Origin of the sequence: Nonomuraea sp. NPDC052116, assembly GCF_040680035.1 — a bacterium.
Classification (GTDB): Bacteria; Actinomycetota; Actinomycetes; order Streptosporangiales; family Streptosporangiaceae; genus Nonomuraea; species Nonomuraea angiospora_A.
This window is the reverse complement of sequence record NZ_JBFAWA010000003.1, coordinates 229,022-250,917: the sequence shown is the minus strand read 5'-3', so window position 1 is coordinate 250,917 and position 21,896 is coordinate 229,022. Positions and strand designations below refer to the sequence as shown.

Annotated in this window: 18 protein-coding genes; 9 read left to right on the top strand and 9 right to left on the bottom strand. The window is 72.0% G+C overall.

Annotated elements, in window-relative coordinates; all coding sequences use genetic code 11:
• The 3 genes from AB0L65_RS06745 to AB0L65_RS06735 all read right to left on the bottom strand — a co-directional run bounded on the left by AB0L65_RS06745 (position 1) and on the right by AB0L65_RS06735 (position 4,394).
• Positions 1-1,134: an ABC transporter substrate-binding protein gene (locus AB0L65_RS06745; RefSeq protein ID WP_364241200.1), complete on the bottom strand. Its 1,134-nt coding sequence runs from the start codon at positions 1,132-1,134 to the stop codon at positions 1-3.
• Between the two features lie 99 nt (positions 1,135-1,233).
• Positions 1,234-2,949, bottom strand: a complete 1,716-nt coding sequence (locus tag AB0L65_RS06740) for a thiamine pyrophosphate-binding protein (protein WP_364241197.1) — start codon at positions 2,947-2,949, stop codon at positions 1,234-1,236.
• Positions 2,946-4,394, bottom strand: coding sequence for an aldehyde dehydrogenase family protein (locus tag AB0L65_RS06735; protein ID WP_364241195.1), 1,449 nt, complete (start codon positions 4,392-4,394; stop codon positions 2,946-2,948). The genes AB0L65_RS06740 and AB0L65_RS06735 overlap by 4 nt, the downstream gene beginning before the upstream one ends.
• A gap of 198 nt (positions 4,395-4,592) precedes the next feature.
• Here AB0L65_RS06735 and AB0L65_RS06730 point away from each other — a divergent pair, with 198 nt between their 5' ends.
• A complete protein-coding gene (locus tag AB0L65_RS06730; RefSeq protein WP_363968514.1) occupies positions 4,593-5,366 on the top strand; it encodes an IclR family transcriptional regulator in 774 nt (257 codons plus the stop codon).
• A gap of 6 nt (positions 5,367-5,372) precedes the next feature.
• On the opposite strand, the gene AB0L65_RS06725 is transcribed toward AB0L65_RS06730, so the two are convergent.
• The gene (locus AB0L65_RS06725) at positions 5,373-7,493 is read right to left on the bottom strand and encodes a PQQ-binding-like beta-propeller repeat protein (protein WP_364241192.1); all 2,121 of its coding nucleotides are present in this window, start codon (positions 7,491-7,493) and stop codon (positions 5,373-5,375) included.
• Between the two features lie 177 nt (positions 7,494-7,670).
• Here AB0L65_RS06725 and AB0L65_RS06720 point away from each other — a divergent pair, with 177 nt between their 5' ends.
• The gene (locus AB0L65_RS06720; protein WP_364241189.1) at positions 7,671-8,612 is read left to right on the top strand and encodes a ThuA domain-containing protein; all 942 of its coding nucleotides are present in this window, start codon (positions 7,671-7,673) and stop codon (positions 8,610-8,612) included.
• Between the two features lie 15 nt (positions 8,613-8,627).
• Here the strand turns inward: AB0L65_RS06720 and AB0L65_RS06715 are convergent, their stop codons facing one another.
• Entirely contained in the window at positions 8,628-9,824 is a 1,197-nt protein-coding gene (locus AB0L65_RS06715) for a cytochrome P450 (protein ID WP_364241187.1), read from the bottom strand.
• Positions 9,821-10,507 carry a TetR family transcriptional regulator gene (locus AB0L65_RS06710; protein ID WP_363969036.1) on the bottom strand — a complete coding sequence of 229 codons (687 nt, stop codon included), beginning with the start codon at positions 10,505-10,507 and terminating at the stop codon, positions 9,821-9,823. Before AB0L65_RS06710 ends, AB0L65_RS06715 begins: the two co-directional genes overlap by 4 nt.
• Before the next feature lie 187 nt (positions 10,508-10,694).
• On the opposite strand from AB0L65_RS06710, the gene AB0L65_RS06705 reads away from it, so the two are divergent.
• Both AB0L65_RS06705 and AB0L65_RS06700 read left to right on the top strand, forming a co-directional pair.
• A complete protein-coding gene (locus AB0L65_RS06705) occupies positions 10,695-13,253 on the top strand; it encodes a DUF6493 family protein (protein WP_364241184.1) in 2,559 nt (852 codons plus the stop codon).
• 2 nt (positions 13,254-13,255) lie between these two features.
• Positions 13,256-14,173, top strand: coding sequence for a hypothetical protein (locus tag AB0L65_RS06700; RefSeq protein WP_364241182.1), 918 nt, complete (start codon positions 13,256-13,258; stop codon positions 14,171-14,173).
• 8 nt (positions 14,174-14,181) lie between these two features.
• Here AB0L65_RS06700 and AB0L65_RS06695 read toward each other — a convergent pair whose 3' ends face one another.
• The gene (locus tag AB0L65_RS06695; protein WP_364241180.1) at positions 14,182-14,514 is read right to left on the bottom strand and encodes a helix-turn-helix transcriptional regulator; all 333 of its coding nucleotides are present in this window, start codon (positions 14,512-14,514) and stop codon (positions 14,182-14,184) included.
• Positions 14,515-14,606: 92 nt separating this feature from the next.
• On the opposite strand from AB0L65_RS06695, the gene AB0L65_RS06690 reads away from it, so the two are divergent.
• From AB0L65_RS06690 to AB0L65_RS06675, 4 genes are read left to right on the top strand one after another with little or no spacing between them, the layout of a single operon-like run.
• On the top strand, positions 14,607-15,599 hold the full coding sequence (locus AB0L65_RS06690) for a zinc-dependent alcohol dehydrogenase family protein (protein WP_364241177.1): 993 nt from the start codon (positions 14,607-14,609) through the stop codon (positions 15,597-15,599).
• A gap of 42 nt (positions 15,600-15,641) precedes the next feature.
• Positions 15,642-16,199 (top strand): TetR/AcrR family transcriptional regulator, encoded by a 558-nt coding sequence (locus AB0L65_RS06685; protein ID WP_364241826.1) that lies wholly within the window; start codon positions 15,642-15,644, stop codon positions 16,197-16,199.
• Between the two features lie 26 nt (positions 16,200-16,225).
• Positions 16,226-16,561: a cupin domain-containing protein gene (locus AB0L65_RS06680; RefSeq protein ID WP_364241174.1), complete on the top strand. Its 336-nt coding sequence runs from the start codon at positions 16,226-16,228 to the stop codon at positions 16,559-16,561.
• A 12-nt stretch (positions 16,562-16,573) separates the two neighbouring features.
• Positions 16,574-16,969, top strand: a complete 396-nt coding sequence (locus tag AB0L65_RS06675; RefSeq protein WP_364241172.1) for a tautomerase family protein — start codon at positions 16,574-16,576, stop codon at positions 16,967-16,969.
• 6 nt (positions 16,970-16,975) lie between these two features.
• On the opposite strand, the gene AB0L65_RS06670 is transcribed toward AB0L65_RS06675, so the two are convergent.
• Positions 16,976-17,278, bottom strand: coding sequence for a DUF6300 family protein (locus tag AB0L65_RS06670; protein WP_364241169.1), 303 nt, complete (start codon positions 17,276-17,278; stop codon positions 16,976-16,978).
• Positions 17,275-20,814 carry a DNA polymerase III subunit alpha gene (dnaE, locus tag AB0L65_RS06665; RefSeq protein ID WP_364241166.1) on the bottom strand — a complete coding sequence of 1,180 codons (3,540 nt, stop codon included), beginning with the start codon at positions 20,812-20,814 and terminating at the stop codon, positions 17,275-17,277. Before dnaE ends, AB0L65_RS06670 begins: the two co-directional genes overlap by 4 nt.
• A 67-nt stretch (positions 20,815-20,881) precedes the next feature.
• Between dnaE and AB0L65_RS06660 the strand changes: the two genes are divergently transcribed.
• A complete protein-coding gene (locus AB0L65_RS06660) occupies positions 20,882-21,889 on the top strand; it encodes a LysR family transcriptional regulator (RefSeq protein WP_364241164.1) in 1,008 nt (335 codons plus the stop codon).
• Positions 21,890-21,896 lie beyond the last annotated feature (7 nt).

Sequence of the window (21,896 nt, the reverse complement as noted above, 5' to 3'; positions counted from 1 at the left end):
TCAGCTCGCGGCCTCGGGCACGACCTTGCCGTCCTTGACCAGGCCGATCTTGGTGGTGTGGATGCCGACGCCGTTGGCGTCGTAGTCGTAGTCGCCCAGCAGCCCGGCGCGCTTGACGCCGCGGATGGCGTCGGCCAGCTTCTGCCCGCCCTCGCCCTTGGTCTGCTTGAGCGCCTCGATGAGGATCGACGCGCCGTCGTACGCCTTGGCGACGTGCATCCGGGCCTCCTCGTTGTAGGCGGCCTTGTACTTGGCGGCGAACGCCTTGATGGCGTCGCCGGCGTCGTTGCTCAGGTAGGGCGAGCTGACGATCGAGCCCTCGGCGTTCTTCAGCCCGGCCGTGGTGGCGTACACGTCGGTGCCCATCGGGGCGCCGCCGGCGAAGACGGCCTTGAGTCCCAGCTCGCGGGCCTGTTTGGCGATCAGCCCCGACTGGACCTCCTCGGCGCCGATGAACAGCACCTCCGGGTCCTTCTCGCGGATCTTGGCGAGGTTGGCGTTGAAGTCCTTCTGGTCGGGGGTGACGACCTCGTCGGCCAGCGGGGTGACGCTCCTGGTCCTGAGGGCGTTGAGGAAGGCGTCGTGCTCGCCGCTGCCGTAGGCGCCGTTGTTGCTGATCAGCGCGATCTTCTTCTGCCCCTTCTCGTCGACCAGGTACTTGGCGAGCGTCTCGTCGAAGGTGACGCTGGTCGGCGCGTTGAGGAAGAGGAACGGGCTCTTCAGCTCGGCGAGCTTGGGCGACTGGCCCGAGGTGATGTTCGGGATCTTGGCGTCCTTGAGGATGGGCGCCATGGCCAGGGTGACCGCGCTCTCGGCGGTGCCGAGCATGGCGATGTAGCCCTCGCCGGCGATCTTCCTGGCCAGGTTGGTGCCGACGGTCGGGTCGCCCTGGCTGTCGAACAGGTCGAGCTGGATCTGCCGCCCGTTGACGCCGCCGGCCTTGTTGGCCTCGTCGATGGCCAGCTTCACACCCTTGTGCTCCCACTGGCCGAGCGAGCTGAGCTGCCCGCTCTGGGCGTCGACGTTCGCGATCTTGATGGGACCGGTGGCGCCGGCGCCTGACTGGTTCGACTGTCCGGGCGGGGCACAGGCGGCGAGCAGGATGAACGCGGCCGCGACGATCGGAAATCTCACGATTCACCTCTGGGGGTAGGTGAGAGAGTTAATTCACGGACTAGTACGTTCGTTATAGCGCCGCACGGAAGCGGAGGAAATATCGAACGCGCAACGGTTTCAGTCGGAGAACATCCCCTGATAGATGTCTCGTATGTTCCAGTGGCCGGGTGTCGGCACCGGTTCGTTCACCATCGGGACGTCGATGACCGCGGGACGCCGGTTCGCGACGGCCGCGCGCAGGGCCGCGCCGAACTCGGCGGGCGTGGTGACGGTGTGGCCGTCGGCGCCGCACGCGACAGCGAGCGCGGCGAAGTCCGGGCTGTAGGGCCGCCCGGCCGGGTCGGTGAAGTCGCAGCCGTGGCTGCGGCCGAAGTGGGCCGCCTGCAGGTCCGAGATGGTCCCGTGCGACCTGTTGTTCATCACGACGAAGATCACGGGGGCGCCCTGCTCGACCGCGAGCGGCACGGCGGGCAGCTGCGCGCTCATGCCGCCGTCGCCGATGAGCGCGACCACCGTCCGCTCCGGCCTGGCCAGCTGCACGCCCACGGCCGCGGCCGGGCCGAACCCCATGGTGGAGGCGCCGCCGGGGGTGACGAACCGCCCCTGCGGCGGCAGCTCGTAGCACTGGGCGACGCCGTTCTTGTTCCAGCCCACGTCGGTGACCAGCACCGCGTCGGCGGGGATCGCCTCGCGCAGGTCCGCCAGGATGCGTTCGGGCCGCAGCGGGAAGTCCTCGCTCCGGCCGCGCTCCCTGCTCGCGGCGAACAGCCCGGACCTGGCCTCGCGGATCTTCTCCCTCAGCTCCGGCCTCTCGGCCGGGGGATGGGCCTTGGCGGCCTCGGCCAGCGCCCTGACCGCGAGCCCCACGTCGGCGACCGCGCCGATCGCCACCGGGTAGTTGCGGCCGAGCTCGGCCGGGTCGATGTCGATCTGGATCAGCGTGCTGCCGGCAGAGAAGTCCCAGGTGAAGCGGGGGTCCCAGGAGCTGGCGTCGGTCTCGGCGAAGCGGGTGGCCAGGGCGAGCACGACGTCGGCCTCCCTGGCGTACGCGTTCGTCAGCTCCAGCCCCCAGAAGCCGGGCATGCCCAGCACGAGCGGGTGGGCGTCGGGCACGGTGCCCTTGGCCATGAGCGAGTGCGCGATGGGGATGTCGAGATGCTCGGCAAGCGCGATCAGCGCGTCGGCATCCTCGCGCAGGCCCCCGCCGATGTAGACGAGCGGTCGCTCGGCCGCCGCCAGCGTCGCGGCGATCAGCTCGGCGCTGGCCTCGGGCAGGTCGGGCGGTGCCGCGTGGCTGATCGGCGGGTACGGCGCCGCGGGCCGGGAGAAGACGTCCATCGGCACGTTGACGAGCGTGGCGCCCGGCCGTCCCGACAACGCCGTCCAGAAGGCCCGCTCCACGGCCCGGCCCAGGTCCTGGGCACGGTGCACGTTCCAGGCCCGCTTGACGAAGGGGCGGAAGACCGACGCCTGGTCGCCGTCGGCGTGCAGATTGATCTCCTGGTGCGGGTGGCGGCCCCGGTAGTAGGAGGGGATGTCGCCGGAGATCACGATGAGGGGCACCGAGTCGAGCGCGGCGGTCATGACGCCGGTGGCGGCGTTGGTCAGGCCGGGCCCGACGTGCACGAGCAGCACGCCGGGCTTGCCGCCGGCGCGGGCGTAGCCGTCGGCGGCGTGCGCGGCGGCCTGCTCGTGGCGGGCGATGACGAAGCGGATGGGGCTGTCGGCCAGCGCGTCGAGCACCGCGATGTTGGTGTGCCCGCAGGTGCCGAAGACGTACTCGACGCCGAGCTCCTCCAGCTGCGCGACGAGCGCGTGGGCGGCGGTGGTCATTGATCTCCCCAGATCGTCAGCCCCTTGAGCATGAGGGTCTTGGTCACGGTGAAGTCCTCGATCATCCAGCGGGGCGACTCGCGGCCGATGCCGGAGTCCTTCACGCCGCCGAACGGGACGTGGTCGAGGCGGAAGTTGGAGGAGCCGTTGACGATCAGGCCGCCGACCTCCAGCTCCCGCCAGGCGGTGAGGATGCGGCGCACGTCGTGGGTGAAGATCCCGGCCTGCAGACCGTACGAGCTGCGGTTGCACTCCTCGATCACCTCGTCGAAGCCGTCGTACGGGAGCACGGCCACCAGCGCGCCGAACACCTCCTCCCTGACCACCCGCGCGTCGCGGGGCGGCGCGACCACGACGGTGGGCGCCATCACCGCCCCGTCGCGACCGCCGCCCGCGGTGATGCGGGCGCCCGCCCCGGCGGCCTCGGCGCTCCAGCGGACCACGCGCTCGGCCGCGGCGTCGTCCACCATCGAGCCCACGTCGGTCGCCGGGTCGAGGGGGTCGCCCACGGCCAGGGCCTTCACCTCGCCGGTCAGGGCGTCGGCGAAGTCCTCGAAGCGGGAGCGCTGGACGTAGACGCGCTGCACCGAGATGCAGCTCTGGCCGGAGTTGCTGTAGCCGGTGCGGGCGCAGACCCGGGCCGCCTCGGCGACGTCGGCGTCCTCGCACACGATGGTCGCGGCGTTGCCGCCGAGTTCGAGCAGCACCCGCTTCGGCCCGGCGGCGTGGGCGACGGCGTGCCCGGCCGCGACGCCGCCGGTGAAGCTCACCACGGCGATCTCCGGCGCCGCGCACAGCCGCGCGCCCACCTCGCCGCCGCCGTGCAGGACCTGTACGGCCTCGACCGGCATGCCGGCGTCGAGCAGCAGCTCGACCAGCGCCGTGGAGACGGCCGGGGCCTGCGGCGGCGGCTTGACGATGGTGGTGTTGCCGGCGGCGAAGGAGGCGGCGAGCTTGTGGGCCAGCAGGTTCGCGGGCGCGTTGAACGGCGTGATCGCCAGCACCGGGCCCGCCGGGGCGCGCTGGGTGAGGGCGGTGTTGCCGACCCCGCGCGCCCAGCCCGCCACCGGCAGCACCTCGCCGCCGATCCGCCTGGCCTCGGCCGCCGCGACGGACAGGGTGTCGGCCACCCGCAGCACCTCGCCGCGCCCGTCCTTGAGCGGTTTGCCCAGTTCGAGCGCCAGGAGGCCGGCGAACTCCTCGCCGCGATCGGTGAGCGCGGCGGCGGCGCGCTCCAGGATGTCCGCGCGGGTGGCCGGGGCCAGCCGCGCGATCGTCCTGGCCGAGCGCCGGGCGTAGCCGAGAGCTGTGGTGATGTCGTCGGCCTGCGCCGTTCTGGCCCGGCTGACGACCTGGCGGACGTAGGGGCCGACGCGCTCGGCCCGCGGTCCTTCGGTGAGCCACTGGCCGGCGACCAGGCAGCCGGTGTCGTGGATTGCGTTCATGGCGGCTCCATGGATCCGCTAAGCGGTTCTCATGAACCGCACTGTGGATGGCCTCAAGGTATGAGGACGGTACGGGTTCTGGCAAGACCCTGAACCACATAGCGGATCATATGGACCATCAAGCGGACCGGATGTTAGCCTGCGGACCGCATGAGAAGGTGGGCAGCAGGTTCACCTTCTACCCACAAGTGAGGACCCGTGCCTTCGAACCTTCCCGCAGAGTCCGGTGAGAGCGGCGGCGTGCGCAGCGTCCAGCGGGCGTTCGACATCCTGTCGCTGCTCACCGAGGAGCGGCGGACGCTGACCATCCGCGAGGTCGTCGAGGAGACGGGGCTGGCCAAGACGACGGCGCTGCGGCTGCTGCAGACCCTGGAGCACATGGGGCTGCTGTGGAGCACGCCGAAGGGCTACGCGGCCGGCCCCGCCCTGTGGCGGTGGGCGCACCTGGCCCGCACGGCGTGGGAGCTGCCGCCGGAGACCGTCCAGCTCATGCGCGAGCTCGGCGCGCGGCAGCGGGAGACCGTCAACCTGTACGTGCTGCGCGACGTCCACCGCGTCTGCATCGCCCAGCAGGAGAGCCCGCAGCCGCTGCGCCACGTCGTACGGGTCGGCGACGAGCTGCCGCTGTGGGCGGGGGCCTCCTCGAAGATCCTGCTCAAGGACGCCCCCGAGCGGCTGCTGTCCCGGGTCGCCCGCTCCTCCCCGTACGGCGAGTCCCACACGGCCACCCTGCGGGAGTGGATCGACCAGGCGGCGCGCGACGGCTACGCGGTCAGCCACGGCGAGCGCGAGCCCGGCCTGTCGGCGGTCGCCGTGCCCGTGACGAGCGGCTCGGGGGCGACCGTGGCGGCGCTGACGCTCAGCGGCCCGACGGTGCGCTTCGGCGACGACCGCGTCGCGGAGTTCGCGGCGGACCTGCGGGAGGTGGCCAAGCGCATGTCCGAACGCGGCTTCGACCACCCCCTCGCCTGAGCGCCGTCAGTAGACGACGATCTTGCCGGTGTTCTGCGGGAAGATCGCGTCGTTGTAGAAGTACTCGCCCGCCGTGTCGAACGTGTGGGTGAAGGACTGGCCGGGCATCAGCACGCCGCTGTCGAACTCGTACTCGAAGAACGACACGGCGGCGTGCGCGGACTTGTTGTCGGCCGGGTTGACGAAGGTGACCGTCGTGCCCTTCGGCACCCGCAGGTGCTGGGGTGACATGGCGTTCTGGGCGACGGTGTTCTCGGTCGCGCCGGGCCGCTGGTTCGCGGCGTCCCAGATCCGGCCGAGCGTGACGGTGGTGCCGGCCACGACCGCCGCCCTGATGTCGTTGCGCTTCCTGGGCGGCGTGGGCGTGGCCGCCGGGGCCACCTTGCCGCCCAGCTTGAACGCCCACAGGTGGTCGCCGCGCGGGATGTCCGGATACGGCAGCCCGTTGCCGCCGGCCAGGACCGCGAGATACTGCTCGCCGTCGATCTCGTAGCTGATCGGGCTGGTGTGCACGCCGGCGCCGCACTGGAAGCTCCACAGGATCCGGCCGTCGGTGTCGTCCATGGCGTGCAGCAGCCCGTCGGGCCCGCCCTGGAACATCACCCGGCCGCCGGTGGTCAGGATGCCGTTGCCGTGCGCCAGCGACCACTCGCGGTCGAGGGTCCACACCGGCTCGTTGGTACGCGGGTCCACGGCCGCGATGCCGCCCGCGAAGTACTCGCCCAGCGGGCGCGAGGTGTTGACCCGGCCGTCGTGGGTGTTGGAGAAGCCGGAGTTGATCAGCCCGTACCCGACGTAGATCCAGCCCGTGTGCGGGTTGTACGACAGGTGCGCCCAGTCCGCGCCGCCGCCCGCGCCCGGGAAGATGATCGTGGCCCGGTCCCAGTGCGGCGTGTAGAGGCCGCCCCAGGCGTAGAACGGCACCGGCCTGGTCGCCTTGCCGAACTCGGGCGCCTGCGTGATGAACGGCTCGCCGCCGGGGAAGGGCTGCGTCGGCGCGGTCTTCTGCCGGGGGTCCTGCGGCACGGGGCGTTCCTCCACGCCGTGCAGCGGCTCGCCGCTCTCCCGGTCGAGGAGGTAGAACATGCCGGCCTTGCTGCCGTAGACGACGGCCCTGCGCAGTCTGCCCTTGACCTTGATGTCCACGAGCACGGGCGCCATGACGTTGTCCAGGTCCCAGATGTCGTGGTGCACCGACTGGAAGTGCCACCTGCGCTTGCCGGTCTTGGCCCCGATGGCCACGATCGAGTTGGCGAACAGGTTGTCGCCGCCCCGGCCGGAGCCGTCCAGGCGCGGGTAGGAGCCGCCGAACGTCCAGTAGACCAGGCCCAGCTCCGGGTCGACGGCCGGGTGGATCCACGGCACCGCGCCGCCGGTCTTCCAGGACTCGCCCTCCCAGGTGTCGTTGCCGAACTGGCCCTCGCCGGGGCACGCCCAGAAGGTCCAGGCGACCTCGCCGGTGGCGGCCTTGAGCGCGTACGCCCGGCCGCGCGCGCCGCCGGTGCTGCCCTGCATGCCGACGTAGATCAGCCCGTCGTGGTAGACGACCGCGCCGGCCAGGGTGCCGGTCAGGCCGCCGCACTGGCCGTTCTGCGGGTCGCAGCCGCCGGTGTCGCCGCCGCCCTCGTCGTCGGTGATGAGCCGGCGCTGCCAGGCGACCTGGCCGGTGTCCTTCTTCAAGGCGTAGACGATGTTGGCGCCCGAGGTGGAGAAGACCAGGCCCTCGCCGAGGGCGACGCCGCGCATGTTGGTCTGCCTGGTGCCGAGGTTGGTCTTCCACTTGATCGCGCCGGTCCGGCCGTCCACGGCGAAGACGTTCTGCTGCGTGGTCTGCACGTACAGGACGCCGTTCTCGACGACGCAGGTGCTCTGCTGGTGCGCGGCGGTGCTGCCGCCCTCGAGGTTGACGTGCCAGGCGCCGCCCAGGCGGCTCAGGTTCCGGGCGGTGATCTGCTTGAGCGGGGAGTGGTTGTGGTTGCCCAGGTTGCCGCAGACCTTGGGGAAGTCCTTGCCGGCGACGCCGAGGGAGGCGGGCTGGCGTTCCGTGGCGGCCGTGGCGGGTTCCGCGACCGTGGCGGCGGTGGTCAGCGCCGCGGCCGCGCCGAGGAGGAAGTTACGTCGTTCCACTGGCACCACACACCTTCAGCGGTCCGCTACATGGACCTATTGATCCATATGACGGACGCACCATAAGCCTCGGCCGATCGTGAAGGCAAGAGCTTGTTCTCGTGCCGGGCCGTGGTTACGCTCGAACCTCTTAGTGGACCATACGATCCGTCTAGTGGATCGAGGCATGAGGTGCCCATGCGTACCAGACTGTCGATCGCCGCCCTCACCGGCGCGGCGGCACTCCTGCTCACCGCCACCGCTCCCGGCTCCGCCGCCGCACGCGAGGGGGCGCAGAACCTCGGCGACCCCGACTACGGCGTCTGCCGCGGCACCGACCCGCGCTGCTACCACGACTGGGGCAACTTCGACCCCGCCAAGGGCTACCGGCTGCTCGTCTACAGCCGCACCGCCGGCCCCCGCCACGCCCACCTCGGCACCCCGCTCGGCCCCGGGCTCAACCCGCCGCTCAACGACGACAACGTCGCGATCAAGGCCGTGCTCAAGCTGGGCCAGGACAACGGCTTCGCCGTCGACTACACCGAGGACGTCGCCCAGCTGTCCTCGGCGGGGCGGCTGCTGCCGTACAACGCGGTGATGTTCCTCAGCACCACCCGGGACACCCTCGACGACGCCGCGCAGACCGCGCTGCGTCAGTACATCCGGGCCGGCGGCGGGTTCGTCGGCGTGCACAACGCCTTCGGCACCGAGTACAACTGGCCCTGGTACGAAGGGCTGCTCGGCAACGCCAACTTCTATGACCACGCCGCCAACCAGCCGGGCACCGTCGTCACCGCCGACCGGCGCGACGCCTCCACCCAGGGGCTGCCGCAGCGCTGGGCCTTCACCGACGAGTGGTACAACCTCGTCCCGTTCCCCACGCGCGTCCGCGTCCTGGCCAAGGTGGACGAGAGCACGCTGGCCCGCGGCGTGCGCGGCAACCTCGGCCATCCCGGCCACGGCGGCGACCATCCGGTCAGCTGGTGCCAGTACTACGACGGCGGCAGGGCCTGGCTCACCACCCTCGGCCACGACGTCAAGGCGTGGACCGACGAGCCGCTCGACGGCGACCAGTACTTCGTGCAGCACCTGCTCGGCGGCGTGAAGTCCGTCATGGGCATGGCGCCCTTCTGCCGCTGAGCAGGTGCCGGCGGGTCACCAGGTGACGGGGAGCTCGTAGACGCCGTAGACCTGGCCGTCGTGCTTGAAGGGGATCTGTTCCAGGTCCGCCGCCAGGCGCAGGGACGGGATCCGCCGGTAGAGCGTGCTGTAGGCGACCTGAAGCTCCATCCGCGCCAGCGGCTGGCCCAGGCACTGGTGGACGCCGAAGCCGAAGGCCACGTGACGGCGGGCGTCACGGCGGATGTCCAGCTCGTCGGGGTCGGGGAAGATCGCGGGGTCGCGGTTGGCGATGTCGTTGGCCATGATCATCCCCTCGCCCGCGCGGATGACCTGGCCGCCGATCTCGATGTCCGCCAGCGCGACCCGGCGGCGCCCGCTGTGGGTGATGTTGAGGTAGCGCAGCAGCTCCTCCACCGCGCTGGCGACCAGCCGTGGGTCGTCGTTGTGGCGCAGGAGGGCGAGCTGGCCCGGGTGCCGCAGGAGGGCGAGCGTGCCCAGGGCGATCATGTTGGCGGTGGTCTCGTGCCCGGCGATCAGCAGCAGCACGCCCATCTGGGCGGCCTCCTGCCGGGTCATCTCGCCGGCCCTGACCCGCTCGGCCAGCTTCGACAGCAGGTCGTCCGCCGGGTCGGCGAGCTTCTCGCCCATCAGGGAGTCCAGGTACTCGAACAGCCTCGCGCCGGCGGCGGCCCGCTCCTCGGGCGGCGTGCTGCGCCTGATGACGGTCTTGCTGTTCTCCTGGAAGAAGTCGTGGTCGGCGTACGGCACGCCGAGCAGCGCGCAGATCACCAGCGAGGGCACCGGCAGCGCGAACGCCTCCACCAGGTCCACCGGATTCGGGCCGGCCAGCAGGCCGTCGATCAGGTCGTCCACGATCTTCTGCACGGCCGGGCGCAGGGACTCCGTCCGCCTGACGGTGAACTGGGCCTGCACCATCCGCCGCAGCCGGGAGTGCTCGGGGTCGTCCATCATGATGAAGCTGATCGTGCCGCCGGCGCCGATGCGGGGCGCCTGGATCGGGTAGCCGGGGCGGGTGACGTCGGCGCTGACCCTGGGGTCGGCCAGCAGCGCCCGCTGCTCGGCGTACGTGGTCACCAGCCACGGGGTGCTGCCGTCCCACAACCTGACCTTGGCCAGCGGCCCCTCCTTCTGCAGGTCGCGCAGGGGCGGCGGCGGGTCGAACGGGCAGCTCGCCGCTCTGGCCATGGGAAACTCGTGGATCTCGGTCATCGCCGGCTTCCTTTGCGTGAGGTGGTCCGGCCGCCGGGCCCCATGATGGGTGCTGTGACAGGTGCTGTCCACAGCCCGACGGTCGCGTCGATCAGCCCGGTCGCCGTGTCGTGCCAGTCGGCCCGGGGCGTGGGCGTGTCCTCGGCCAGCGCGCGTTCGCGCTCGGCGCACACGTGCGCCATGAGGTGGCTCGTCATGTCCCTGCGCTCGGCCCGCACGTCGGGCGGCAGCTCGGGCAGGCACCGCTTCAGCTCGCCGAGGATCTCGACGAGCGTGGGGGAGCTCAGCGCGTCGTCGATCATGATGTCGCGCAGGACGGGGTCGGTCATCACCTGCGCGCCGAACCGGGCGAACCACGTGGGGTTGCCCATCTCGGCCAGATACTCGGTGACCGGGCGCACCAGGCACGCCACCCAGTCGCGTACCTCGCCGGACCCGGCCGTCTCGGCCAGCATGCGGCGGCGGACGCGCTCGATCCGCTCGATGTGCTTGCGCACGATCGCGCGTACCAGGTCGGTCTTCGTGCCGAAGTGGTAGCCGACGGCGGCGTTGTTGCCCTGCCCGGCGGCCTCGCTGACCTGCCGGTTGGAGACGGCGAACACCCCGTGCTCGGCGAACAGCCGCTCGGCCGCCGTCAGGATCTGCTCGCGGGTCGCGCAGGCCCGCTCGGCCCGCACCGTCATGGTCGCCGCCGAGCCGGACCGTACGGTCCCCGCGGCTCGAAGGCGCGGCTCTCACCGCATCCTTGACCCACCATGACCTCCCCGAGTGGACCCCTTCCGCCAGCCAACCAGGGGGGGATACGTAAGTCAAGCGACTGATTTAATAGTGTGGCCAAAAGTGTCGGCGGCGGTGGTTAATGTCCCCGCTGTGGATCACTGCGGAGAGATCGAGAAGCTGATCGTCGCACGCCAGGCCGACCGGCTCGCCGAGCAGGTCAAGGCGCTGGACGAGCAGGGGCGCAAGGAGGTCGCCGCCCGATTGCCGGAGCTGCTGAAGGAGCTGCGGGTCCGGTTCGACCGGTGGGACGACGGCCTGGTCGCCTACGGGAGCGCCTTGCGGGTGGCGGGCGCGGCCACCTTCGGCGGGGCGGCGGCCGTGGCGTCCTGGCTCTACCGGCGCGACTTCGCGCCGCAGTGGGACGGCCCCGACGCCGACGTCGGCCTCGTCCTGGCGGTGCTCGCCGACCGGCCCGCCGCCTGGCGCGCCGACCTGGCCGAGCGGCTGGTGCTGCGCCTGCGCGTGCCCGACGACCGCGGCATGGGGCTCGCGCTGGCCCTGCTCCGCGAGACCGGCATCGAGCCGCCGCCGCACGAGCCGCTGGTGGCCGGCTGGGTGGGCCGTGAGCCGTCGCTGTCCGACGACCCGCTGCTCGACCACCTGCTGCCGCGCCTGTTCGAGGCCCAGGGGGTCGGCCGGGTGCTCCAGTGGGAGCGGTCGCCGCAGGAGGGCTGGCTGCGGGCGCTGCTGGAGGTGGCCGCGTCGGGCCGGGTCAGGCGCGAGGCGCTGATCGACGGCTGCGTACGCCGCTTCCTGCTCGGCGGCACGCCCATCGACCTGCGCTTCTTCGTACGCCTGCACGAGGCGCTGGATCCCTCGCCCGCCGAGGCCGCCGCCCGCGCCCGCGACTACCTGCGCCTGCTGCCCGCCTCCCCGGGCCCGGTCGCCGAGCTGGCCCTGAAGCGCCTGCGCTCCTGCGGCGAGCTCACCGCCGACGACCTGGTCGAGGCGTGGGAGTCGCTGCTGTTCCGCCCCGAGCGCAAGCTGGTGCGCGCCGGGATGTCGTGGCTCGACCGTTCCGTGCGGCGCGCGCCCGAGCTGGCCGGCCTGGTCGCCGCGCCGCTGGCCAGCGCGTTCGCCGCCGACTCGGCCGAGCTGCAGGAGAAGGCCGTCGAGCTGGCCGTCGCCCATGCCGGCCGCATGACCGAGGAGGGTCGCGCCACCGTACGCGAGGCGATCGAGCTGCTCCCGCCCCACCTCGGCCTGCGGGCCTCCGCCGCCTTCGCGGGCGGCAGCGTCGCCGAGGCCGAGCCCGCGTTCGTGCCGCCGCCGCTGCCCGCGGCGCCCGAACGCGTCCACGCCTTCCCGGCCCCGATCGAGTCCATCGAGGAGCTGATGACGGAGGTGCCCCGCTCCTGGCAGGCCTGGGAACGGCTGCTCGCCGGGTTCGTCGCGCTCGCCGGCCGCGACCGGGCGGGCATGGTGGCGGAGCTGCGCCCCCGGCTGATCGGCGGGCCCGGCTGGACGTACCGCGAGGAGACCTGGGAGCGGGTCGGCCAGTGGTTCGACGGCGCCACGCATTCGCTGGCCGGGACCGCGGCCGTCCGGAGTGCCTGGACGCGCTACATGCCGAAGACCCGGCTGGCCGCCCCGCTCCGGCTCCTGCTGCATCGCGCGGCCGAGATCCTGCGGGCCGTCGAGGAGGACACCCTCCCGCCGCTGCTGCTGGCCACGCCCACGCACAGCACCGGGCACGTGGCGGCGGCCGAGCTCGTCCGGCGGCTGGAGGTGATCGAGGCGGCCGGGGCCAAGCCGCTGGCCGCCGACCTCCAGCAGGCGCTGCTGCGCCTGCCGCGCACCCCGGATCCCGAGGCCATGCGGCGGGCCGCGCGCCTGACGTCCGGCGCGGGCCGGATCGTCGCCGGCTGGACCTGCCCGGAGATCGCGATCGAGCTCGAGTGGCGGTGCGACGGCGAAGGCGAAGGCCACGACTGGCACGATCGGAGCCACAGTCACGACATACGCCTGGTGCCGTCGGCCACCGTCGCGCCCACCGGGCTGCCGCTGGTCGACCTGATGCTCAGCGTCCCCGAGCACTCTGGCAGTGGCGAGCACCGCGAATGGTGGACCTCGACGCTGCCCTCCCATCGCGAGGCCGCCGCCGCGTACCTCATGCCGCACGCACTCAGGCGCTACTGGGTGCACGACACCGTCGGGCCGGAGCAGGCCCGCGAGCTCGCCCGCGCGGAGGGGCCGGTCGGGGCGGCGTTCGCGGTCGTCCTGGCCCGGGTCCTGGGCGACCCGCGGATGCCCGAGTCGGTCGACGTCCTGCTGGAGACCGCCGCGCGTGGCGAACTGCCCGCGGAGGAGGTCGGTCGCCAGGTCGGGCTCCTCGTGGCGAGCGGCGAGGTCCGGATGATCGACATGATCGCCCCGCTGGACGCCGCGGCCCGGCGCGGGGCCCACGCGTACGTGTGGCGGATCGCCGCCACCGCCCTGCCCGCCCTGCTGCCCGCGCCGGGCGAGCGCCCCCGCAACGGCCTGGCCGGCTTCGTCTTCCTCGCCGCCGCGGCGGCCGAGTGGTCCGGGGCGCGCGGCGAGATCCCCGAGGTACGCGCCATGGCCGCCCGCAGGGGCGGCAGCGGCCTGCTGCGCGAGACCCGACGGCTGCACGACCTGCTCACCGGCGACAACGGCCAGGAAGGATGACCATGGCGGCCAGACGATTCCGAAAGAACAAGCAATGGCGGACCCGGCACGACGAGGGCCACGCCCTGCGGTTGGAGATCGGAGACCTCGCCCGCGCCGCCGCCGAGCCGGGCTGGACGCGGCTGGAGGTCCGCCGCGCCCAGGTCGGCTCGTACGCGCGGACCACGCTCACCCGCGACGGCCGCGAGATCGCCGCGGAGGGGTTGGACGAGCCGTTCCAGCGCCTGCGCGAGCTCTCCTACCAGGCCGATTCCGGCACCTGGTTCACCTGCGAGCTGGCGTTCCGGGCCGGCGGCCGGGGCTACACCGGGCGCGTCGACTCCTCCGCGCCGCCGTTCGAGGACGTGCCCGCGCCGGCGGCGCTGGCGGAGCTGACCACGTTCCCCCGCACGGAGTCGCCCGGCTGGCTGCTGGCCGCGCTGCCGACCGCCGCGCCGATCGGCATGCCCACGACGTACGGCGAACACTACGACCGCCGCTACACCACATGGGGCGGCGACGACTCCGGCCGCCGCCCGCCGCCTCCGCCCCCGATCCACGGGGACGTCGCCTACGTCCCGGCCGCGGCCATGACCTGCCGCGACTTCGGCCGGCGCGACGAGCATCGCCAGCGCGTGGTCTTCCTGGCGGAGTCGGCCGGCGACGACGAGTCCGAGCACCTCTACGTGATGGGCTACGAGGAGGCCTACTGGGTGATCCGGCCCGGCACCCGCGGCACCAGCGAGGGCGTGCGCTCCATCACCCTGGATGAGACGGCGCTCCGGTTCGAGCTGACGCCCGAGGCCGCCGACGCCGTGGGCACCGAGACGACCTTCGAGGCCCGCCTCGAACTGCCACCCGAGACGATCGGCGAACTGCGCACCGCCCTGGGCTTCGTGTTCGGACCTGTCGCCCAGGCGCCGGAGCGCATCGGCTTCTGAAGCCGGGGTCAGCCGGCGAGAGGCTGGGCCGCGCGGGCCTGGGGGGTGGTGAGGGCGGCGAGGAGGCCGGGGAACGCCTCGTCCACCTCGTCCCGGCGCAGGGTGTTCATCCGGGCGGTCCCGACGTAGTACTGCCGGATCAGGCCCGCCTCGCGCAGCACGTTGAAGTGGTGGGTGGCGGTGGACTTGCTGACCGGTATGTCGAAGTCGCCGCACTTGATGTCCTCGCCGGAGGCGTCGAGCTGCGTGACGATGCTCCGGCGTACCGGATCGACGAGGGCCTCCAGCACCTGCTGGAGGCCGAACTGCGACACCTCGGGGTGAGGTGGTGTACGTCCCATGGGCCAATAGTACGACATACATCGAAGTTTGACGACGATCGTACTTCTCTCTACAGTGAGCCGCGTTCGAGCTGAGAGAGAAGGACGTTGCCATGGCGAGGACTGTGCGGTTCCACGAGGTCGGCGGGCCCGAGGTGATGCGGCTGGAGGATCTGGAGCCAGGCGAGCCGGGGCCGGGCGAGGTGCGGATCCGGGTGGACGCGATCGGGGTCAACCGGGCGGAGGCGCTGTTCCGGAGCGGCCGGTACATCGAGCCGGTCAAGCGGTTCCCGGCCGGGCTCGGCTCCGAGGCCGCGGGTGTGATCGAGGCGGTCGGCCCGGAGGTGGCCGGGTTCGAGGAGGGCCAGGCGGTCAGCGTCGTGCCGAACTTCTCCTACAACGACTACGGCATGTACGCCGAACGGGCGATCGCGCCGGCGAGCTCGCTCGTGCCGCGCCCCGACAGGGTGGACGCGGTCTCCGGCGCGGCGGTGTGGATGCCCTACCTGACGGCCTACGGCGCGATGGTGGAGGTCGGCGGCATGCGGGCGGGCGACGTGGCGGTGGTGAACGCGGCCTCCAGCGGCGTCGGCCTGGCCGCGATCCGCACGGCCGGCCGCCTGGGCGCCACGCCGATCGCCGTCACCCGCACCGATGCCAAGAGACGGCGGCTCATCGAGGAGGGCGCGGCCGAGGTGATCGTCTCGGACGAGGAGGACGTGGCGGGCCGCATCCTGGCGCTGACCGGCGGCCGGGGCGCCGAGTACGTCTTCGACGCCGTCGCCGGACCGGGCGTGACGGAGCTGGCCAGAGCCGTGGCGGCCGACGGGACGCTGTTCCTGTGGGGTGCGCAGAGCGGGCAGCCGACGCCCTATCCGGGGTTCGACCTGGGCATGCCGGCGCTGAATATGCGCACGTACACGGTGCATGAGATCACCCGGGATCCGCGGCGGATGCGCCGCGCCGCGGCGTTCGTCGCCTCGGGGCTGCGTACCGGGGCCTTCCGCGCGGTGGTGGACCGCCTGTTCCCGCTGGAGGAGATCGTGGCGGCGCACCGGCACATGGAGTCGAACACCCAGTTCGGCAAGATCGTCGTCACGACTTAGTTGCCCTCTGTACCTACTAGTATGTACGCTCGTGGCGTGGACATGAGGGAACGGTTGATCGAGAGCACCCGCGAGTTGCTGTGGGAGCGCGGCTACGTGGGCACCTCGCCGAAGGCGATCCAGCAGCGGTCCGGGGCGGGCCAGGGCAGCATGTACCACCACTTCCGCGGCAAGCCCGACCTGGCGCTGGCCGCGATCGCCCGGACCGCCGACGACATGCGCGGACGCGCGGAGGCGGAGCTGTCCGGCCCCGGCACCCCGCTCCAGCGGATCACCGCCTACCTGAGCCGGGAGCGCGACGCGCTGCGGGGCTGCCCGGTCGGCCGGCTGACCCAGGACCCGGACGTGATGGCCGATCCCGAGCTGCGCCGTCCGGTCGAGGAGACCTTCTCCTGGCTGCGGACCCGGCTCTCCGCCGTCCTCGCGGAAGCGCAGGCCGGCGGCGAGCTCGCCGCCGGGCCCGACCCGGCGGCCACCGCCACCGCGCTGGTCGCGGTGCTGCAGGGCGGATATGTGCTGGCCCGCGCCGCCGCCGACGCGGAGGTGTACGCGCAGGCCGTCGACGGCGCGCTCGGCCTGCTCGCCGGACATGCCCGGTGAAGGGAACACGTGAAGGGAGCATTCCTATGAGCGCCATCAGCCGCGAGCACCTGGTGACCGGCGACCTGGCCGGCCGGCCCGGGCGGATCGACCGGGTGGAGACGCACCGGGTCACCCTGCCGCCGGGGGCGGCGAGCGGCCCGCACACCCACCCCGGCGGCGTCGCCGGTTACGTCACCGCGGGCCGGATCGTGTACGAGCTCGACGGGCACCCCGCGCGGGAGCTCAGCGCCGGGAGCGCCTTCTTCGAGCCCGCCGGCGCGACCGTCCGCCGCTTCGACAACCTCTCCGCCACCGAGCCGGCCACGTTCGTGGCCAGTTACCTGCTCACCGGCGACCAGCCGCTGATCGAATCGCTGTGAAAGAAGGAACCCATGCCCTTTGTTCGGATCGACGCGCTCCGTGCGGACCCGCAGCGGCTGGAGGCCCTGGGCCGGGCCGTGCACGACGCCCTGGTGGAGGCCATCGGCATCCCGAAGGACGACCTGTTCCAGGTGCTCACCAGCCATGACGGCGCGCGGGGCACGTTCCGCTACGACGACGGCTACCTCGGCATCCGCCGGGACGACGACCTCGTGTTCGTGGCCGTCACCATGCGCGCGGGGCGCACCGCCGACCAGAAGCAGGCCCTCTACCGCAGGATCGCCGAGCTCGCGGAGGAGTACGCGGGCACCGAGCCGCGCAACGTCTTCGTCACGGTCAGCGAGAACTCGCTGCTCGACTGGTCGTTCGGCGAGGGCGTGGCGCAGTACGCCGACGCCGCCCGATAAGGCTGCTCACAGGTCGCCGCGGTAGGAGGCTTCGGTCTCGTCCGGGCGCGGGAGCCGGGCCCGATCGGCCCAGTGGCGCAGCGCCCGCGCCAGCTCGGCGGTGTGCTCCGGCCGCACGGATCCGTGCATCGCGAAGTACGCGACGATCGGCCCGGCGACGGGATCGCCGGCGTCGCAGCGGGCGCACAGCAGGACCTCGCTGACGCCCCGGACCTCGTTCCCCGAGGCGTTCGTCCAGGTGAGCGGCAGGCGCAGCTCGGCGAGGACGCTGTCGGTGCGGCACCGGGGGCAGGGCGGGTCGCCGGTCATGCCCCGCCGATCGCGTCCGCGCCCAGCAGCGCCTTGACGTCGCCGTAGAGCGCCGGTTCGGCGGTGACCCGGAACGGCTGGAGGTTCAGCAGTACGCTCCTGGCGCCGGGGCGGTGCAGGCGCACGTGTACGGGCGCGCGGCCGGGATGGGTGATCAGGATGTGCTTGAACTCCTGGACGAGCCGCGGGCTCAGCTGGGTCTCCTGGATCGAGATCACCACGGGAGGCTCGGTGTCCGCCCGGGAGACGTCGAGGAGGGCGATCTCCTCGCCGTACACGCTCATCGTCTCGTCGCGGACGTTGATCCGGCCCCGCACGGAGATCACGCGGTCCTGGGCCAGCGCCTCGCCGTACAGGGTGTAGGTCTTGGGGAAGACGAGCACCTCCATGGCGGCGTCGTGGTCCTCGAGGGTGACGATCGCCCACGGGCTGCCCTGCTTGGTGACCTTGCGCTGCAGGCCGGAGACGATGCCGCTGATGCGGGTCGCCCCGTCCTGCCGCCCGGAGGCCAGCAGGTCGGCGAGGGTGGTGTCGCGGTTGGCGTCCAGGACGCGTTCGGCGCCGTCGAGCGGGTGGCTGGAGACGTACAGGCCGAGCATCTCGCGCTCGAAGGCCAGCAGGGTGACGCCGTCCCACTCGCCCTCGGGGATCGCGATGGAGAAGGCGCCGCTCTGGCTCGGCTCCCCGAACAGCGAGTCCTGGCCGCGGGCCTCGTTCCGCTTGACGTCGATGATCGAGTCGACGGCCTGTTCGTGGACGGCGACCAGGGCCTTGCGGTGATGCCCCAGGCTGTCGAACGCGCCGGCCTTGGCCAGCGACTCGATGACGCGCTTGTTGCAGACGGCCGTCGGGACCTTGCCGAGGAAGTCGTTGAAGTCGACGTAGGGGCCCTGGGCCTCGCGGGCGGCGACGATGGCGTCCACGACGCCGGCCCCGACGTTGCGTACGGCGCCCAGGCCGAAGCGGATGTCGGACCCGACGGCGGCGAAGTCCAGCCGGCTGGCGTTGACGTCCGGGGGCAGCACCTTGATGCCCAGGCGGCGACAGTCCGACAGGTAGACGGCCATCTTGTCCTTGTCGTCGCCGACGGAGGTGAGCAGCGCGGCCAGGTACTCCTGGGGGTGGTTGGCCTTGAGGTAGGCGGTCCAGTAGGAGACCAGGCCGTACCCGGCGGTGTGGGACTTGTTGAAACCGTAGCCGCTGAAGGGGACGAGGACGTCCCAGACCGCCTTGATCGCCTCGGCGGAGAAGCCGCGGCCGCTCATGCCGGCGGAGAAGCGGTCCCATTCGGCGTCCAGGACCTCTTTCTTCTTCTTGCCCATGGCCCGGCGCAGCATGTCGGCGGCGCCGAGGGAGTAGCCGGCCAGCTGCTGGGCGATGGCCATGACCTGCTCCTGGAAGACGACCAGGTGGTAGGTGTCGCCCAGGATGGGCTCCAGGGCCTCCTCGAGCTCGGGGTGGATCGGCTCGACCGGCTGCTTGCCGGTCTTGCGTAGGGCGTAGTTGGTGTGGGCGTTCATCTCCATCGGCCCGGGCCGGTACAGCGCGTTCACCGCGGCGATGTCGGTGAACGCGGTGGGCTGCATGAGTTTCAGCAGGACCCGCATGCCGCCGCCGTCCAGCTGGAAGACGCCGAGCGTGTCGCCGCGCGCCAGCAGCCGGTACGTGGTGGCGTCGTCGATGGGGATGTCGAGGATGTCGATGTCGACGCCCTTGTTGGCCCGGACGTTGGCGATCGCGTCGCCGATGACGGTGAGGTTGCGCAGGCCGAGGAAGTCCATCTTCAGCAGGCCCATGTCCTCGGCCTGGGTGAAGGGGAAGCCGGTCACGATCGGGCCGCCGGCCTTGGGCTTGACCAGCGGGATCACGTCGATCAGGGGCTCGCTGGACAGGATCACGCCGGCGGCGTGGATGCCGGTGCCGCGGGTGAGGCCCTCGATGCCGGCCGCGGTGTCGAGCACGCGTTTGACGTCGGGGTCCTGCTCGTACATCTGGCGCAGCTCGGCTGCCTCGCCGTGCCGGGGGTGACCCTTGTCGTGGACGGCGGCCAGCGGGATCTCCTTGCCGCCGACCGCCGCCGGGAACGCCTTGGTGATGCGGTCGCCCAAGGCGTACGGCAGGCCCAGCACGCGGCAGGAGTCCTTGACGGCGGCCTTGGCCTTGATGGTGCCGAAGGTGACGATCTGGCAGACGCGGTCGTCGCCGTACTTGCGGGTGACATAGTCGATCATCTCGTCGCGCCGCCGGTCGTCGAAGTCGAGGTCGACGTCCGGCATGGAGATGCGCTCGGGGTTGAGGAAGCGTTCGAAGATGAGTCTGTGCTCGATCGGGTCGAGCTGGGTGATCCCCGTGCAGTACGCGACGATCGACCCCGTGGCCGAGCCGCGGCCGGGGCCCAGGCCGATGCCGCGCTCCCGGGCGTGGCGGCAGATGTCGGCCACCACCAGGAAGTAGCCGGGGAAGCCCATGGCCTCGATGACCGACAGCTCGTAGTCGATGCGGTCCAGCACCTCCTGCGACGGCCGCCCGTAGCGGCGGCGGGCGCCCTCGAGGGTCTCCTTGCGCAGCCAGCTGGCCTCGCTCTCGTCCTCGGGCACGGGGAAGCGCGGCGTCAGGTCCCGGTGGGCGAACACCTCGCCGTAGTCGCCCACCCGCTCGGCGATCAGCAGCGTGTTGTCGCAGGCCCCCGGCACCTCGGCGTCCCACAGCGCGCGCATCTCGGCGGCGGACTTGACGTAGTAGCCGCTGCCGCCGAACCGGAACCGGTCGGCGTCGGCCAGCCGCTTGCCGGTGCCCACGCACAGCAGCGCGTCGTGCGCCGGGGCCTGGTTCTCGGTGACGTAGTGCGAGTCGTTGGTGGCCAGGGGCGGCAGGCCGAGCTCCTTGCCGAGCTTGAGCAGCTCCTCGCGGACCCGGCGCTCGATGGCCAGGCCGTGATCCATCAGCTCCAGGAAATAGTGGTCCCTGCCGAAGATGTCGCGATAGCGGGCCGCCGCCTCGACGGCCTGGGCGTACTGGCCGAGCCGCAGCCTGGTCTGCACCTCGCCGGACGGGCAGCCGGTCGTGGCGACGATGCCCTGGCCGTACTCGGCGAGCAATTCGTCATCCATGCGCGGATATTTCTGGACGTGGCCTTCCAGCCAGGCCCGCGACTGCAGCCGGAACAGATTCCGCAGGCCCTGCGCCCCGGTCGCCCACATCGTCATGTGCGTGTACAGGCCGCGCCCGGAGACGTCGCCGCCCTCGCCGGTCTCGTCGTTGGAGCGGCGCAGCGCGAGGTTGTCGCTGTAGTACACCGGCTGCCGGTGGCGCCGCGAGAGCGGGGCGACGTAGCTCTCGATGCCGATGATCGGCTTGATCCCCGTCTTGCGCGCCGCCTGGTAGAACTCATATGCCCCGTGCACGTTCCCGTGGTCGCTCATCGCCACCGCGGGCATCCCCTGCCGGGAGACCTCATCCATCAACAGCCCGACCTTGGCCGCGCCGTCGAGCATGCTGTATTCCGTATGCACGTGGAGATGCACGAAAGATCCCACCGAGACCACGCCTCCTGGTTGTAGGCTCACCCGCGAACCCGAGCATTCGACCCGAGAGCAGGCCCGGTTGTCCAACAATCGACACACCGAAGAGCCACAACCGACGGTGGTGGAAGAGGCGGTGGCCGACCTGGACCTCGCCGCCGTCCGCGCCTTCGTCGTCATCACCGAGGACCGCTACTTCAGCGAGGCCGCCGCCAGGCTGGGCATCAGCCAGCAGGCCGTCTCCAAGCGGATCGCCAAGCTCGAGTCCGACCTCGGCGTACGGCTGTTCTCCCGCACCCGCACGGGGGCCGACCTCACCGAGGACGGCAAGGCGTTCCTGCATCACGCCCGAGCCCTCGTCGGCATCGCCGACCAGGCACGCGAAGTGCTGCGCGGCCGGCGCCGCTCGCTCCGGGTCGACGTCATGGACACCCGGATGCACTCCAGCGACCTGATCCGGAAGTTCCACGAGACCGTCGAGGACGCGGACGTCGAGGTCATCACCTCGAACGGGCTCAGATCGGCACGCGGCGCGCTCACCCGCGGGTCCGTCGACGCCGCCTTCGCCCGCGTCAGCGGGACGCTGGAGGAGGACCTCCGGCACGTGCCGGCCTACCTCGACCCCGTGCACCTGCTGGCCGCCCGCGACCATCCGCTCGCCGGCCTGCGGGAGGTGGAGGTCGAACGCCTGTCAGGGACGACCGTGTGGATGCCCGGAAACGTCCCGGGCAGCGAGTGGGCCGAGTACTACGGCTTCCTGAGCGCCGCCTTCGACATCCCGCTCGACACCGCGGGGCCGGACTTCGGCTGGGAGTACTTCACGGAGGAGATAGCCGCCGGTGAACGCGTCGGGTTCGTCGGGGGGCGGCTCCGGATGCCCTGGAACCCGCGCACCGTCCAGATCCCGGTCGTCGCCCCCGCCCCCGTGTACCCGTGCTCGCTGATCTTCCACCGGCACAGCCACCACCCGGTGCTGGCCCGGCTCGTCCGGTACGTCACGGACAACTACCAGCCGTTCGACCCGCGCCGCCAATGGCTGCCGGACCCCGACCGCGCCGCCTTCACCACGGTGCCGGCCCGCCGTCCGTAGCGGGCCG